The sequence below is a fragment of the Ruania zhangjianzhongii genome, assembly GCF_008000995.1.
In the GTDB taxonomy this organism is placed as follows: domain Bacteria; phylum Actinomycetota; class Actinomycetes; order Actinomycetales; family Beutenbergiaceae; genus Ruania; species Ruania zhangjianzhongii.
In genome coordinates this window covers 307,805-322,196 of sequence record NZ_CP042828.1, presented here as the reverse complement: position 1 = coordinate 322,196, position 14,392 = coordinate 307,805, and the positions used below count along the sequence as shown (strand labels likewise).

Annotated in this window: 14 protein-coding genes; 4 read left to right on the top strand and 10 right to left on the bottom strand. The window is 67.4% G+C overall.

Features of this window, described 5'->3' with window-relative positions:
• Nucleotides 1-8: 8 nt before the first annotated feature.
• Complete coding sequence (locus FU260_RS01695) at nt 9-1,058, bottom strand: D-2-hydroxyacid dehydrogenase (RefSeq protein ID WP_147915490.1); 1,050 nt, start codon at nt 1,056-1,058, stop codon at nt 9-11.
• 170 nt (nt 1,059-1,228) lie between these two features.
• Between FU260_RS01695 and FU260_RS01690 the strand changes: the two genes are divergently transcribed.
• Nucleotides 1,229-2,107: an NAD(P)-dependent oxidoreductase gene (locus tag FU260_RS01690; RefSeq protein ID WP_147915489.1), complete on the top strand. Its 879-nt coding sequence runs from the start codon at nt 1,229-1,231 to the stop codon at nt 2,105-2,107.
• Between the two features lie 24 nt (nt 2,108-2,131).
• On the opposite strand, the gene FU260_RS01685 is transcribed toward FU260_RS01690, so the two are convergent.
• The 7 genes from FU260_RS01685 to FU260_RS01655 all read right to left on the bottom strand — a co-directional run bounded on the left by FU260_RS01685 (nt 2,132) and on the right by FU260_RS01655 (nt 10,431).
• The gene (locus FU260_RS01685) at nt 2,132-3,898 is read right to left on the bottom strand and encodes an RNA-binding domain-containing protein (protein ID WP_147915488.1); all 1,767 of its coding nucleotides are present in this window, start codon (nt 3,896-3,898) and stop codon (nt 2,132-2,134) included.
• A gap of 91 nt (nt 3,899-3,989) precedes the next feature.
• Entirely contained in the window at nt 3,990-4,655 is a 666-nt protein-coding gene (locus FU260_RS01680; protein ID WP_147915487.1) for a response regulator, read from the bottom strand.
• A 43-nt stretch (nt 4,656-4,698) separates the two neighbouring features.
• The gene (locus FU260_RS01675; protein WP_147915486.1) at nt 4,699-5,994 is read right to left on the bottom strand and encodes an ABC transporter ATP-binding protein; all 1,296 of its coding nucleotides are present in this window, start codon (nt 5,992-5,994) and stop codon (nt 4,699-4,701) included.
• 27 nt (nt 5,995-6,021) lie between these two features.
• The gene (locus FU260_RS01670; RefSeq protein WP_413038326.1) at nt 6,022-6,870 is read right to left on the bottom strand and encodes a carbohydrate ABC transporter permease; all 849 of its coding nucleotides are present in this window, start codon (nt 6,868-6,870) and stop codon (nt 6,022-6,024) included.
• Nucleotides 6,870-7,826: a carbohydrate ABC transporter permease gene (locus FU260_RS01665; protein ID WP_147915484.1), complete on the bottom strand. Its 957-nt coding sequence runs from the start codon at nt 7,824-7,826 to the stop codon at nt 6,870-6,872. The genes FU260_RS01670 and FU260_RS01665 overlap by 1 nt, the downstream gene beginning before the upstream one ends.
• Nucleotides 7,823-9,085, bottom strand: coding sequence for an extracellular solute-binding protein (locus FU260_RS01660; RefSeq protein ID WP_235912142.1), 1,263 nt, complete (start codon nt 9,083-9,085; stop codon nt 7,823-7,825). The genes FU260_RS01665 and FU260_RS01660 overlap by 4 nt, the downstream gene beginning before the upstream one ends.
• A 137-nt stretch (nt 9,086-9,222) precedes the next feature.
• Nucleotides 9,223-10,431, bottom strand: coding sequence for a sensor histidine kinase (locus FU260_RS01655; protein WP_147915482.1), 1,209 nt, complete (start codon nt 10,429-10,431; stop codon nt 9,223-9,225).
• A 172-nt stretch (nt 10,432-10,603) separates the two neighbouring features.
• Here FU260_RS01655 and FU260_RS01650 point away from each other — a divergent pair, with 172 nt between their 5' ends.
• Together FU260_RS01650 and FU260_RS01645 are read left to right on the top strand one after the other, a co-directional pair.
• Nucleotides 10,604-11,401: a DUF4352 domain-containing protein gene (locus FU260_RS01650; protein ID WP_235912141.1), complete on the top strand. Its 798-nt coding sequence runs from the start codon at nt 10,604-10,606 to the stop codon at nt 11,399-11,401.
• 104 nt (nt 11,402-11,505) lie between these two features.
• Nucleotides 11,506-12,453, top strand: a complete 948-nt coding sequence (locus tag FU260_RS01645; RefSeq protein ID WP_147915481.1) for a DUF4352 domain-containing protein — start codon at nt 11,506-11,508, stop codon at nt 12,451-12,453.
• A 100-nt stretch (nt 12,454-12,553) separates the two neighbouring features.
• On the opposite strand, the gene FU260_RS01640 is transcribed toward FU260_RS01645, so the two are convergent.
• Nucleotides 12,554-12,964, bottom strand: a complete 411-nt coding sequence (locus tag FU260_RS01640) for a RidA family protein (protein ID WP_147915480.1) — start codon at nt 12,962-12,964, stop codon at nt 12,554-12,556.
• A gap of 77 nt (nt 12,965-13,041) precedes the next feature.
• On the opposite strand from FU260_RS01640, the gene FU260_RS01635 reads away from it, so the two are divergent.
• On the top strand, nt 13,042-13,416 hold the full coding sequence (locus FU260_RS01635; RefSeq protein ID WP_147915479.1) for a winged helix-turn-helix transcriptional regulator: 375 nt from the start codon (nt 13,042-13,044) through the stop codon (nt 13,414-13,416).
• 37 nt (nt 13,417-13,453) lie between these two features.
• Here FU260_RS01635 and FU260_RS01630 read toward each other — a convergent pair whose 3' ends face one another.
• Nucleotides 13,454-14,278: an NAD(P)H-dependent oxidoreductase gene (locus FU260_RS01630; protein ID WP_147915478.1), complete on the bottom strand. Its 825-nt coding sequence runs from the start codon at nt 14,276-14,278 to the stop codon at nt 13,454-13,456.
• Nucleotides 14,279-14,392: the final 114 nt, after the last annotated feature.

Sequence of the window (14,392 nt, the reverse complement as noted above, 5' to 3'; positions counted from 1 at the left end):
GGGGGAGGTCAGTAGAACTCGACGGTGTCCACCACGTTGCGCAGCGGGCGTCCGTCCAGCAGCCGGGTGGCGTTCTCGGCGAACAGCCGGGCGATCCGTTCCGGCTCGCTGTGGTTCAGCGCGGCGGTGTGCGGGCTCACCAGGACGTTCGGGTGGCTCCACAGGGGGCTGTCGGAGGGCAGCGGCTCGACGGCGAACACGTCCAGCGCGGCGAAGCCGACCTGGCCGCTGTCCAGCGCGCGCACCAGCGCCGGTTCGTCGATCACGCTGCCCCGGCCGACGTTGGTCACGATCAGGCCGGGCTTGGCCGCCGCGAAGACCGCATCATCGATCAACCCCTCGGTGTGGTCAGTGCCGGGCAGGGTCACCACGACCGCGTCCACCTCCCCCATCACCGAGACCAGGTCCTCGATCGGGACGAGGCGAGAAACGCCGTCGACCGCCTCCCCGCTGCGCGTGGTGCCCCAGACGGTCGCGCCGAGAGCGGAGAACTTGGCGGCCGCGGCGCGGCCGATGCCGCCCAGGCCCACCACCAGCACGGTGAGCTCGTCCAGCTGGCGCATCTCCCAGCGGCCGGTCCAGATTCGCTCGGCCTGCTGCTGCTCGAGCCGCGGCAAGTGCTTGGCGCCGGCGAGCACACCGAACAGGGCGAACTCGGCCAGTGGCCCACCGTGCACCCCTGCGCTGGTGGTGAAGATGATCCGCTGCAGCGCGTCGTCGTCGAGGTCGGCAGCCCGGACCTGACCACCACCCCCAGCCGCCGTGGCGTGCACCCAGCGCAACTTCGGATTCGCCGCTACCGTCCGCGCGAGTGCGGCGGAGTCGACGTCCGGGACTCCGAACAGCGCGTCCGCGGAGTCGACCATCTCCTCGAACGCCTGCTGCTCAGCCTCGGTGCGCTGGTGCGCGGGGTCGCCGCTCCAGTCGGCGACCACCCGTTGTGGGTGATAGAGCCGATGGTCACGGATCACCTCGCACCGCGGCTCCAGCTCGGCGATCCGGGCGCAGAGCTCTTCGGACAGGTCCAGCGCCACCACGACGCGAAGCTTCTCTGACACTGCTCCTCCTTCGGTCGGGCGCTACGCCGCGACTCAGACACCGCGCCCCTCGATCGGCACTGTGCCCGAGTGTAACCGCCTTCCAACCAGTTGGACACTGTCCTGAATACTGGCCACCGGGTAGGCTGGCCGGATACTTGCCGCCGCACTCGGATCGCCCAGGAGACGCCATGAACGCCAGCCAGCAGACCACTGTCGGGATCATCGGACTCGGCGCCATGGGAGCGCCGATGGCGCGGCGCCTGCTCGAGGCGGGGACCGCCGTCGTGATCACCTCCCGGCGGGAGCAGCCGGAGCTGGTCGCAGCGGGGGCGATCTGGGTGGACACCGCCCGCGAGGTCGGCGCGGCAGCGGACGCCGTGCTGCTCATGCTGCCCGACCTACCCGAGGTGGAGCAGGTGCTCGCCGGGGACGATGGGCTGCTCGCCGATGCCGGTGACCTCCTGCTGATGATCGGGTCGACGTCCTCGGCAACCGCGGTACGCACCCTGGCCGAGCGGCTGGACACAGAGACCGGCGGCCGGGTGCGGGTGCTGGACTGCCCGGTCTCCGGTGGTGTCGACGGCGCAGAGGCCGGCACGCTGTCGATCATGCTCGGTGGCAGCGAGGAGGACGCGGCACTGGCGACCGACCTACTCGCGCCGTGCGGCAACCCGGTGCACCTGGGCCCGCTGGGCGCCGGCGAGGTCGCGAAGGCGTGCAACCAGATGGTGGTCGCGGCCACCATCCTGGCGATCGGCGAGGCGAGCGTCCTGGCCGAGCGGTCCGGGCTGGACCTAGAGCAGATGTGGACCCTGCTCGGTGGCGGCTATGCCGGCAGCACGCTGCTCCGCTCGCGGCACCGGAAGGTGGTGGACGCGGACTACTCGGCCTCCGGGATGGCGAAGTACATGGTCAAGGACCTCAGCTTCGCCACCGACGTCGCTACCGCTACGCAGACGAACCCGGCCCTGCTCCCCGCGCTGTCCGCGGCGTTCGGTGAGCTGACCGAGCGCGGACTCGGTGACGAGGACATCGCGGTGACCCGGAAGTTCGTCGCGGAGCGCTGAGGTAATCGACGCTCAAATGCGGCATCACCACAGTGCGCCGTAGTCCTGCTGACGCATCTCGACAGATGACCGCCTACGGCGCTTCTTCACGGGAAATTTCGGGCCCTGCCCATACTTCACGGCAACTCCCCGCGTCTGTTCGGAGACACGCACGAGGATCTCCCGACCCACGAGGTCACGTAGGAGGTCGCGCGCTTGATACACGTCCACATCGAACAGCCGCTGAAGCGCCGCGTTGTTGATCGTGCCGTACTCCGCGACGTACTCGATGACCTTGCGGTCAACCTCGGTGCCAGTCCGTCGACTGTAAGCGACGGCGGGGCCGAGTGACGCAAGTGATGCACCCGTGAAGCGATAGTTCGGATGCAAACGGTTGGCCGTACCAGCCGTTGGCTCAATTATCCCGGCTTCGCCATGCGCCAGGCGGCGCAGTACCGTCTCGGCTTCAGCGGCTGGGCGCTGTATCACCGGTGCGATCTCCTTCGAGGTCAGACTCTTCTTCTGACACAGCAGATGCGCAATGAGCAGCGTGTCCGTGTCGCTCCGTTCTGCTTCGGGCAGTTCAGCGACGAACTTCGCGAGGCGGATGTTGGCGGGCCCCCCTTCGAAGTCGACACCAGTTTCCGCAACTTCACCCCCAATGACCTGCACAATAGGGATAGACCGCCCACTGCGAACCATCTCTCGGAACATCCGGTCTACTCCCTGCCCCAATTCCTCCGCGAGGCCAAGCACGCGCATCGTGCTTGCTAATAACGGAAACCGCGGGCGCGAGCCGTGGGTAAGGATGTTGCTCGGAGTAATTCCAGTAACTAGTGGTCCAGGCGACCTCACCGACAGAGATTCCGGTGAGTGCTCGATCTGGACAGGGCGCCGCTCCCGCAAGTCCCCATGAATCATCGCGTTGGCGAGTGCTTCACGAACGGCAACCAGCGGGTAGTCCTCGACGGCCAGCTGTTGGCCTTGAGCCGTGGTGACTGGAGTTGAACCGATTCGCGCTGAGATGACCGGGAGCGCTTCAGAAAAGGCGCTCAGCAGGGGCGGCTGCCAGCGACGCACCTGATCCGCCTCCCCCGATCGCGTCTGTCGATGCTGATAGACGAGCACCTCGTGCCCCGTCTGTTCACCCGGTGAGCACAGGAGGTAATCGGCTGCCCTGGTGAGGTGCGCTGTCTTGCTCAGGAGGTTGAGTTCCTGAAGCAGCCCACGATCGTCCAGCCGGGCGAACCGCTCCTTGGCTGGGTCACCACTGCTCCTGAGCAGGCTACGCATGACTTGCATCGCCTGACTGTTAACATCGTCGACCTCGCGCTCAGTTGGCTGCGCGCTCCAGTCGACCCCACTGCGCTCATCGCTGAGACGGACAACATCGGCTGGTCGCATAGGAAGACATTGGTCGTTCCAACGCTGGGTGAAGATGCCCTTCCCCGTGGAGTACACATCCAGCCCTTCCGGCACGTCCAGGACCAACAGACGCGCTCCTGCCCACGTCACCTCAGCGGCTGCGACTGTCAGCGATGGTTGAGTAAGCTCATGGATCCGAGCACGCACTTGGTGGGCGTCGAGCGTCGTGCCAACGAAAGCCGCGCTCCCAGTGCCAGTATCCGAAACTCCAACCACGATCGTGCCACCACCAGCGTTGGCGAAGCAGACGGCAGCTTCCGCGAGGTCTTGAAATGCCTCCTTCGCAGTAGGTTTCTGAGTCTTGAAGTCGAGCGAGACCGTCTCTGACTTTGACGCTGAGGTCCTCCCGCGTTCAATCTCCCGGAGCACGGCATCGTGTTGCGTCACTTTGAGCCTCCTTTGAGAGTTCTGACATTGTGTCACAACTCTCAAAGGGGCGCCAAACCCGGTACCCGGTACCCGGATCCCTTTCGTTGGACTAAGCCCGCAGCAGCCCGGCACGCTCGGCGAGCACCGCCACCTCCACCCGGTTGCGTGCGCCGAGTTTGTGCTGCGCTGCCGCAAGGTGGGTCTTCACCGTCGCCTCGGAGACGTAGAGGCGTCGGGCGATCTCCGCGTTGCCCAGACCTTGGCCGACGGCCACGGTCACGTCTCGCTCGCGGCCGCTGAGCGCTACCGCCAGGTCTTCGGCCTGTCGCCGCTCGGTCGCGCAGGACTCCTGGGCGATGTGGTCGAGCACCCGGCGGGTGCTCTGCGGGGAGAGCACGGCGTCCCCCGCGGCCACCGCACGCACCGCATCGACGATCTCGGTCGGACCTGCGGACTTCAGCAGGAACCCGGCAGCGCCGGCGACCAGGCTGCGCAGCACCGCATCGTCGACGTCCCAGGAGGTGAGCACCACGACCTGGGGCGGGTCCACCAGAGCACGTACCGCCTGGGTGGCCGCCACGCCATCCATCCGGGCCATCCGCAGGTCCATCAGCACCACGTCGGGGGCATGCGCCTGCACGGCGGGGACTACCTCGTCGCCGTCGCTGGCCTCGGCCACCACCTCGACGTCGTCGGCGGACTGCAAGATCATGCGTAGACCGGTGCGCACCATCGCGTCATCATCGACGAGCAGTACGCGGTGAGGCCTGGACATGGGCCCATGCTAGGGGCGGGCACTGACACCTGCAGGCGTTCGTTCAGGCGGTCGCCCGCTCCTGCGCACCGCCACCGGAGCGCTCCGCGTCCCGCGCGGCCCGCCTCTTCGCCCGGTCCAGCGCACGCTGGCGCTGCTGCTTGGCCTCCTCGTCGAGCTCGGCGGCACGCTGGTCGTCCCGGGTGAGGTTATCGCCGGTCTCCGGGTCGAACACGTGCATCGAGGCCGGGTTGAACCAGAGCTCAGCACTGTCGCCCGCCCGGACGCCACTCAGCGCATCGAGGGTGACGATCAGCTGGGTGCGCATACCCTCACCGTCTAGATCACGGTCCAACTCCTCCAGCTGGCCGCGGACCGCGTCATGGGTCTCGAACGGTACGTAGGCATAGAGCACCTCACCGAGCCACTCGGTGACGTCCACATCGGCCTCGAAAGTGAGACCGCCGCTGACCTTCTCCTCGTCGAGGGTGTCGCGGTCCTCGAACGCGTCCGGCCGGATGCCGACGATCACCAGCTCGTGCTCACCCACGGCCGCCCGCAACCGCTCGTCCAGTGGTACGTCCACCATCGGGAGCTTCAGCTGGTCCCCCTCGACGATCCCGGGGAGGAAGTTCATCGGTGGCGAGCCGATGAAGCCGGCGACGAACAGGTTCACCGGCTGGTCATAGAGCGCGCGGGGGCTGGCCACCTGCTGCAGCTCGCCGCGGCGCAGGACAGCCACCCGGTCACCGAGCGTCATCGCCTCGGTCTGGTCGTGCGTGACGTAGACGGTGGTGGTCGCCAGGCTGCGCTGCAGTCGGGAGATCTCGGTGCGCATCTGCCCGCGCAGCTTGGCATCCAGGTTGGACAGCGGCTCGTCGAACAGGAACGCCTTCGCCTGACGCACGATCGCCCGGCCCATCGCCACCCGCTGACGCTGACCACCGGAGAGGTTCGCCGGCTTGCGCTCGAGGTGCTCGTCCAGCTCGAGCAGTGCCGAGGCCCGCCGCACCCGTTCGTCGACGTCCTCCTCGCTGAACTGACCCTTCGCCAGCCGCAACGGGAACGCGATGTTCTCGTACACGGTCAGGTGCGGGTAGAGCGCGTAGTTCTGGAACACCATCGCCAGGTCGCGGTCCCGGGGGGCGAGGTCGTTGACCACCTTGTCGCCGATCCGGAGCTCACCGTCGGTGATGTCCTCCAGCCCGACGATCATCCGCAGCAGCGTCGACTTCCCGCAGCCGGACGGACCCACGAGGATCACGAACTCGCCGTCGGCGATGTCCAGGCTCACACCTTTCACGGCGGTGAACCCGTCCGGGTAGGTCTTGACGACGTTGTCCAAGTTGATCGATGCCATGGGGACTCCTTCGATCCGTTGCGTGCCTCAGCCCTTGACTGCGCCCTGGGTGAGACCGGAGACGATCCGGCGTTGGAAGATGAGGACGACGATCACGATCGGTACCGTCACCACGATCGCGGCGGCGGAGATCGCTCCGGTCGGTTCCTCGAACTGGGATGCGCCGGTGAAGAACGACAATGCTGCCGGCACCGGCCGGGCCGCCTCGGTGGAGGTGAGCGAGATGCCGTAGACGAAGTCGTTCCAGGCGATAAAGAACGCGATGATCGCGGTGGTGAACACCCCGGGTGCGGCCAGCGGCACCACCGCCTTGCGGAACGCCTGGAACGGGGTGGCACCGTCCACCTGCGCCGCCTGCTCCAGCTCCCACGGGATCTGCCGGAAGAACGCGGTCATGGTCCAGATGGAGATCGGCAGGGTGAGCGAGAGGTAGGGGATGATCAAGCCGATCCAGGTGTCGTACAGCCCGATCGTGCGCCACAGGTTGAACAGCGGGGTCACGATCGAGACCACCGGGAACACCGAGACCGCGAGCGCGGTGGTGAGAATCAGCTTCTTCCCGCGGAAGTCCAGCCGCGCGATCGCGTAGGCGCAGAACATCGCGAGCACGACGGCCACGAACGTGGAGATCAGCGAGATGCCGATCGAGTTGCGCAGCGCCGGCAGGAACAGGTCCTGGGCGCTGCCGCCCGGAGCGAGGATGGTCTCGTAGTTCTCCAGCGTCCACTCCGGCGGCAGGAACCGACCGGAGAACAGGCCCGCCTGGGTCTTGAACGAGGTCATCAGAATCGAGACCACGGGGAACAGCGACCAGAGCAGGACCACGACGGTGATCGCTATCCAGCCGATCTTCTGTTTCGTCGACATGGCACCCATCAGCGCTCACCCCTCGTCCCCGCCAGGTCCACCTTGAAGCCCTTGATCGCGATGAAAGCGATGATCAGCACGCACAGGAACAGCAGCACGGAGATCGCTGAGCCGAGCCCGATCTCCAGCCGGCCGATCGAGGTGTTGTACGCGAGCAGCGAGAGCACCTCGGTGTTGTTGGCGCCGTTGGTCATGATGTAGACGTTGTCGAAGATCCGGAACGCCTCCAGCGCCCGGAACAGCACCGCCACCATGATCGCCGCCTTCATGTTCGGCAGGATCACCCGGCGGAGCACCTGGCTGCCGGTGGCGCCGTCCACCCGGGCGGCTTCCTCAAGCTCACCCGGTACCTGCGCCAGCCCGGACAGCAGCAGCAAGGAGATGAACGGCGTCGTCTTCCAGATCTCGGAAGCGATGATCACGAACAGCGACGTGCCCTGCCCGGCGAACCAGTTGAGGTCCTCGGTGATCCCGGGCAGCCAGTCGAACCAGTTGTTGATGTAGCCGCCGGAGTTGATGTCGAAGGCGTAGAACCACGCGAATGCCGAGACCACGGTGACGATTCCGTATGGCACGAGGATCGCCGTCCGCACGATCCCGCGCAGCTTGGTGGCGGCCCGGTGCATCACCATCGCGAGGATGAAGCCGAGCACGAGCTCGATCGCCACGGTGATCGCGGTGATCAGCACCGTCACCCACAGCGACTGCCAGAACGTCGGGTCACCGAGGACTACCTGGTAGTTGCGGAACCAGATCAACTCGGTCTCGTCCGGTGCGGTGAGCCGGAGGCTGAACAACGAGTCCCACAGCGCCTGCAGGATCGGGTAGAGCGTCACCAGGAGCATGATCACGAACGCGGGGCCGGCCAGGTACCAGCCCAGGCGCCCCTCGGAACGCGACCGGTCCGAGCGCTTCTTCCGCCTACTCGCGGCAGCCTTCTCGGCTGCAGATGCCGACGTGGTCATAGCAGCCTCTCGTCTCGCAGCACGGCGGTGATGAACTCGGCCGACTCGGCCGGTGTGGTCTCCGGGTCGATCGAGCCCGGTGGGTGCCAGGTCTCCTGCAGCCCGATGGACACCTCGTTGTAGTAGGGCGTCTGTGGCCGAGGGGCGCCCTGGTCGAGCGATTCCCGGATGGTCTCGGCCATCGGGAACTCATCCAGCACTGCTTGATCGTCATAGGCGCTGACCGAAGACGGCGGGTTCCCGTTGGTGACGAAATACTCGGCCTGGTTCTCCGGCTGGACGATGCACTCCACCGCGTCATAGGCGAGGTCTCCGTGCTCGGAGAAGGCACTGACCCCTAGGTTGATGCCACCCACGGGCGGGGCCGCTTCGGTGCCTTCATCGACGCTGGGATAGATGGTCCAGCCGATGTCGTCGATCAGATCCGGGTCCGAGCCGGAGATCGCGGGATACACGAACGGCCAGTTCACCATGAACGAGCCGCTGTCCCCGGCAAAGAGGTTCATCGAGGCGTTCTCGTCCGCAGTGGGAAACCCTGGTCCGGCCAAACCCTCGGTACCGATCCGGGACATGATCTCGGCCGCGGCCCGACCGGCGTCCGAGTCCAGGTCGAGCTGAACCTCGTCCGCGGGGGCTTCGGGGTTGGTGATGATCTCCCCACCGGCGGAGGCGATCATGGCATTGATCCAGACGGTGAGGGACTCCGCCTTGGTCCCCTGTACCCCGAGCAGCGTGTCCGTCTCGGCGGCGGCGTCCATGATCTGCTCCCAGGTGACCGGCTGGTCCATGTCCAGCCCGGCCTCCTCGGCCACCGACTCCCGGTACCAGAGCAGCTGCGTGTTCGCCCAGAACGGCACCGTGACCAGTTCATCGTCCCAGGTGGCCGAGTCCACGGCACCCTGCACGACGTCGTCGGTGCTCTGCAGGTTGTCCGGCACCGGGGCGAGGAAGTCGGCTGCCGCCATCTCCGGGATGAACGGGGGGTCCAGGCTCATGATGTCGATCGAGGTGTCGCCGGCAGCCAGCCGCCGGGCGAGTTGCTCACGCTGCGAGGAGGCATCTCGAGGCAGCAACGAGGTCTGGATCTGGTACTCGCCGCCCGCTTCCTCGGTGCAGCGCGCCGCGATCGCTTCCTGCCCGCCGTCATCGGGGTTGATGTACCAGGTGAGCACCGGTGGACCGGAGTCATCGCTGCACGCTGCCAGCCCCAGGGTCAGCCCCAGAGCCAGTACGGCGGCTGCCGCCTGCGGTCGTCGCACGTCCCTCCTCCTCACAGCTCCGGTCTGCCATGACCAGGTGATGATCAGGAAACACCATCGGCCCGGGTCGTGCATCCGGAGAGTGGTCAGCCCGGCCTGACCGGAGCCTCAGCGACCGTGCTGACCCACTGGGGCGATCAGGACCGCCAGGGGAGCCGGACCGTGACGCGGAACGTTGCGCCGTCGTTCTCCGTTCCATAGCTGAGCCGCCCCTCGAGCAGCTCCACCCGTTCGGCGATCCCTTGCAGGCCCTGCCGCGAGCCGGAGGAGTCACCGCTGCCGAGGTAGGCGTTGCGGGCATCGATCGTGAGGTCCCGCTGCGGGCCACCGGACACGCGCAGCTGGATCGGCGCCCCGGGTGCGTGCTTGCGGGCATTGGTGAGCAGCTCCTGCACCACCCGGTAGACGGCGCGGGCGAGCGCGGGGTCTGCCGACTCGGCATCATCGAGAACGACGACGGAGTTCACCACCGCGCCGGCCGCCACCGTCTCGTCGATGATCTCCGGAAGATCCGCCAGGGAGGGGTCCCGCATGGTCGGGTCCTGGTCCGGGTCCTCTCGGAGCATGGTGAGCAGCGAGCGCAGGTCGTTCATCGACTGCGCTGCACTGGCGCGGACCAGGGCCGCGCTCTCGGCGAGCTTCGCATCGTCGCTGGCGTTCACTTCCAGGGCGCCGGCATGCAGGTTCAGCAGGGAGAGCCGGTGGCCGAGCACATCGTGCACCTCGCGGGCAATCCGGTGCCGTTCGACCTGGCGAGCCAGCTCATCGCCCAGCTTGGCGCTCTGCCGCCCAGCGGCCCGGGCTCGCCGGTTGGCAAGGCTGGAGCGCCGACTGTCCCGGCGCACCAGCCCAGCGGCGATCGCCGTCCCCATGGTGAGCGCCACCATGATCGGCGCCACCCACCAGTTCAGGTCCACCGGTGTACTCACCGGAGCCTCCGGGGGCCCGAGAAGCGTCTTCAGCAGTGAGGACTCCATCGTCGGCGCCACCAGGTCCCGCACGAAGGTGACGGACGTGGCCACGGCGACGGCCGCCGTCGCCCACCACAGCCACTTGTCGAAACGCCGGATGAACAACGAGACCAGGGCGACCAACGCCGTCGACGTGCCGATCGGGAGCACGATGGCGACGGCTGCGGCCACGAGGGTGACCGCCAGTGGTGCCCGGTGCCGCCAGCCCAGGCTGAGCACGACGAGCATCGCCACCAGGAACACCAGGACACCGGCTCCCGGCTCGGCGGAGGCGCCGAGCTCGGAGAAGACGAGGGTGGAGGTGGAGGCGAAGGCACAGAGCACCATGAGCAGCGCGGTCCGCCAGATCGGCGGCCGCCGGATGGGCGCGCGCATGACCTCCACGCCCACACCGTACGGGCCGACACCGGCGTGCGGGCATCGTTCGATCGGCCAGAACGGCACCGGTCAGGCTCCTCCGATCGGCCAGCCAGGTCTGGGCGAACGGGCGATGTGCCGACCCCTGCGCACAGCGTGTACTGGGCTCGTCCCGATCAGGAGGTTCCCGATGAGTACCCAGCCGCCCAGTGGCCAGATGCCGCCGCAGTCCCCGCAGCCCGAACCCGTGCCGAGCTACAGCACACCGGACCAGTACGCCCAGCAAGGTCAGTACGCCCAGCAGGGTGCGTACACCGCGCAGCCCCAGCCCGGCGCACCGGTGCCGCCTGCCCCTCAGCCGCCGAAGCGCAGCTGGTTTGCCAGGCACAAGGTCCTCACCGGGCTGGGGGCGGTGGTGGCGCTGGTGGTGGGCATCGGTGCGCTCAACGGCGGCGGTGACGATGACACCACTGCTGCTGGTGGCACTGCCCAGGAGGAGAGCGCGCCGAACACCGGTGGGGAAGCCGCCGACGAGCTCGCTGGTGCACCGGCTGATACTGAGCCGACCGACGCAGAGCCGGCCAGCAATGCGCCCGGCATCGGTGACGCAGCGCCGGATGGCACGTTCGAGTTCGTGGTCAGTGACGTCGAGACCGGCGTGGAGGCCGTGGGGGATGAGTACCTCGGTGCCGAAGCGCAGGGGCAGTATGTGCTGGTCCACCTCGATGTGACGAACACCGGCGATGAGCCCCAGTTCTTCTCCGACTTTGACCAGGCCATGCTCGACACCGAGGGCCGCCAGCATTCCGCAGATTCCGAGGCTGGTATCTACGTCGCCGATAACGATGCCCTGCTGATCAGCGAGATCAACCCGGGCAACACCGCCTCCGGCGTACTCGTCTTCGACATCCCGGCCGATGCTGTGCCGGCCACAGTGGAGCTGCACGACTCGATGCTCTCCGGCGGAGTGAGCGTCACTCTGCAGTAGCCCGGCCCGCTTCCGCGCTTACCGCACTGTGCGGTGTTGGCGGCCGGGAGGGGATTGAACCGCCCGACCGGCCGCCTCATCGCTGCCTCGATCAGGAGATCCCGATGAACGACTACCACCAGCCGTACGGCACACCGCCGGAGCAGCCCGGTCCGTACGGGCAGCCAGGCCCCTACCCGCCCTACGGCAGCGCGCCGGCACCCTACGGCCCGCACCCCGGGTACGCCCAGCAGCCCGGCCCCGGCTACCGCCGGCCCCAGGCACAGGGAGGTCAGTACTACCCACAGGGTCAGTTCCAACACCCCGGGGCGGGCACTCGTCCACCGTACGGAGCGCCTCGACCGGTGCCGCCGCCTCGGCGTGGGTGGTTCTCCCGACACCCGGTCCTCTCGGCCGGCCTGACCATCGCCGCTGTGCTGCTGGTCGCCATCGTGGCCAATCCCGGGCAGGACGATTCGGCAACCGCTGGACCCCACGACCCGAACCACCCGGCGGCTGTCGCCCCGTCGACGACGGATCCGGACGACCCCACTGCCGGCGCTGCACCGGACGAACCCTCGGAAGAACCGACCGAGCAACCGTCGGAGGACACCTCCGAGGATGCCTCGGCGGAACCCACCGAGGAGCCGTCAGAGGAGCCCGAGCTCACCTTCGGCATCGGGGACGCCGCCCGCGCCGGCGAGCTGGAGTTCGTCGTCGACGGAGTGGAGACCGGGCAGGAATCCATCGGTGACGGCTTCCTCAGCGAAGAGGCGCAGGGCCAGTACGTGCTGGTGGAGGTCACAGTGACCAATACCGGCAGCGAGGAAGCCACCTTCTACGACGGCGACCAACTCCTCATCGACACCGAGGGCCGCGAGCACTCCTCCGACTCGGGAGCGTGGATGTATCTGGACGAGGACGAGGGCTTCTTCGTGACCGATATCAACCCGGGCAACACCACCGCCGGTGTACTCGTCTTCGATATCCCCACCGACGCCACCCCGGCCAGCATCACCCTTTCCGATGGGTCGTGGTTCTCCTACAGCGAGGTGGAGATCTCGTTGCAATGAGCCGTAGCTCGCTCTGGCCGGCAGCCGTGCGTCTCGCTGAACGGTTCCACGACGGTAGGAGCGTCCGCGAGAGCCGGGTTCCTGACCGAGCCTTCGGGCCTCAGGCCAGGACCGCGTACGCCTCAACCTCAACCAGCACGTCCGGCTCAAAGAGGTAGTCGACACCGATTGCCGAGAGCGGCGGCAGGGCGTCCGGCAGCTCAAGCTCCTCGGCGACCTGTTCGATCCCGGCCACGAAGTCGGCGTACTTCTCGGGCTGCCAGTCGGTCACGAAGATCCGCAGCCGGACGACGTCGGCGAACGTCGCTCCTGCCCCGGCCAACCCGCGGGCGGTGTTCCGCAGTGCGTGCGCGAGCTGACCAGCGAGGTCGCCGGTCGCGACCGGTTCGCCGTCCGCGGTCCGAGCGATCTGTCCGGCGACATGGACGTGGCGCGTGCCCGAGGCGACCGAGACGTGGTGATACGGGACCGGTTGGAACATGCCGTCCGGGCTGAACAGTTCGACTGCCATGAGGTGTCCTCTCCTGAGATATGTGGTATCCCAGGAATACCTTGTATCCAAAAGGCACTTCAACGAGACTAGGTGACATGGACGAAACCGCGACGAGCAACCCGGTGACGCATCAGCTCACCTCCGAACACCGCCGACTGCTCGACGAGGTACTCGACAAGTGGTCGTTGCAGGTCTTGGACACGCTGTGCGAACAGCCGCAGCGGTTCAACGAACTACGCCGCGCGATCCCCGTCATCACGCAGAAGTCGCTCACCGCAACCCTGCGCCGGCTGGAACGCAACGGCATGATCGAACGCATCATCATCAGCACGCGACCGGTCGCCGTCGAGTACCGCATCGCGGCCTTGGGCCGCACCCTGCAAGACCTCATCGACGCGCTCTGGCAGTGGACCGCCAGCACCCTCCCGGAAGTGCAGGCAGCCCGCGATCGGTTCGACGAGGAGAACTAGAAGTACCTGGGCGAAGCCATCCAGCCGGCCGTGACGCTCAGGCCGACTTCCTGCTCGCCTCAGCCGCCGCGCGGTGGATGTCCAGGTCGGTGCAGCCCGGCAGCAGGCCTGGATGCAGCGCCCGCAGGTCGGAGGGGTAGTCGCCGTCGCGTAGGCGGCGGAAGGGGCGCGTCGGTTCGGTGGTGATTCGCGCGAGACGTTCCTGCAGGCGTCGAATCTCACGGTCCACATCGCCCGCGCCGAGGCTGTCCGCGTCGTGCACGATGTGCAGGTCCAGCGCCTCGATGCCGACGTACCAGAGCGCACCGTGGGTCAGCGGGAACAACAGAGAGTCGAGGTCCCCGCTGACTCCGCGTGGCCCCAGGGTGCGCTCGTCCTCGCCCACGGTGACCACGATCAGCGCCTTGCGGCGGGTGAGTCCGCCATCTCCGTACCGCCGGGGGAAACCATGCACCGGATCGATCTCGTTGTCGTAGGCGAAGCTGTCCGTGAAGGTGCGGTCCAGCCATCCCTTGAGGATCGCGGGCGGCCCGTACCACCAGAGTGGGAACTGGAGCACGAGCAGCTCGGCGCGGGCGAGCTTCTCGTGTTCGGCCTGGACGTCCGGCGGCGCCTGGCCCCGGGCGTAGGCCTGGCCGGCGAGCTCGGCCAGATTCCCCGGCTCGCCGACCAGTTCACCCAGATCCCGCTCGCCAAGGACCGGATCGAATCGCTGCGCGTAGAGATCCGAGGTCATCACGTCGCGGTCCCGGGCTAGGGTCTCGACGCCGGTGCGGTACAGGTGGCCGTTCAGGGATTCGTGCCGAGGATGGGCAAGGACCCACAGGGCAGAACGCGGGGTGGGCGGGTGATCGACGGACAAGGGGAACCTCCGGTGTGGTGGGTGCGGAGCGGGGTCTGAGCGCCGGGCTAGCTCCGCCGGTCCGGACCAGTCCATACCCCATTCATGAGACGGAGAATGCTCCGAACACTGGAT

Bases quoted from the DNA above. Each gene is read 5' to 3' on its own strand.
- FU260_RS01670 (WP_413038326.1), bottom strand. From the start codon at position 6,870: ATGGGTGCCATGTCGACGAAACAGAAGATCGGCTGGATAGCGATCACC.
- FU260_RS01655 (WP_147915482.1), bottom strand. From the start codon at position 10,431: ATGCGCGCGCCCATCCGGCGGCCGCCGATCTGGCGGACCGCGCTGCTC.
- FU260_RS01635 (WP_147915479.1), top strand. From the start codon at position 13,042: ATGGACGAAACCGCGACGAGCAACCCGGTGACGCATCAGCTCACCTCC.
- FU260_RS01690 (WP_147915489.1), top strand. From the start codon at position 1,229: ATGAACGCCAGCCAGCAGACCACTGTCGGGATCATCGGACTCGGCGCC.
- FU260_RS01675 (WP_147915486.1), bottom strand. From the start codon at position 5,994: ATGGCATCGATCAACTTGGACAACGTCGTCAAGACCTACCCGGACGGG.
- FU260_RS01645 (WP_147915481.1), top strand. From the start codon at position 11,506: ATGAACGACTACCACCAGCCGTACGGCACACCGCCGGAGCAGCCCGGT.
- FU260_RS01665 (WP_147915484.1), bottom strand. From the start codon at position 7,826: ATGACCACGTCGGCATCTGCAGCCGAGAAGGCTGCCGCGAGTAGGCGG.
- FU260_RS01650 (WP_235912141.1), top strand. From the start codon at position 10,604: ATGAGTACCCAGCCGCCCAGTGGCCAGATGCCGCCGCAGTCCCCGCAG.
- FU260_RS01640 (WP_147915480.1), bottom strand. From the start codon at position 12,964: ATGGCAGTCGAACTGTTCAGCCCGGACGGCATGTTCCAACCGGTCCCG.
- FU260_RS01680 (WP_147915487.1), bottom strand. From the start codon at position 4,655: ATGTCCAGGCCTCACCGCGTACTGCTCGTCGATGATGACGCGATGGTG.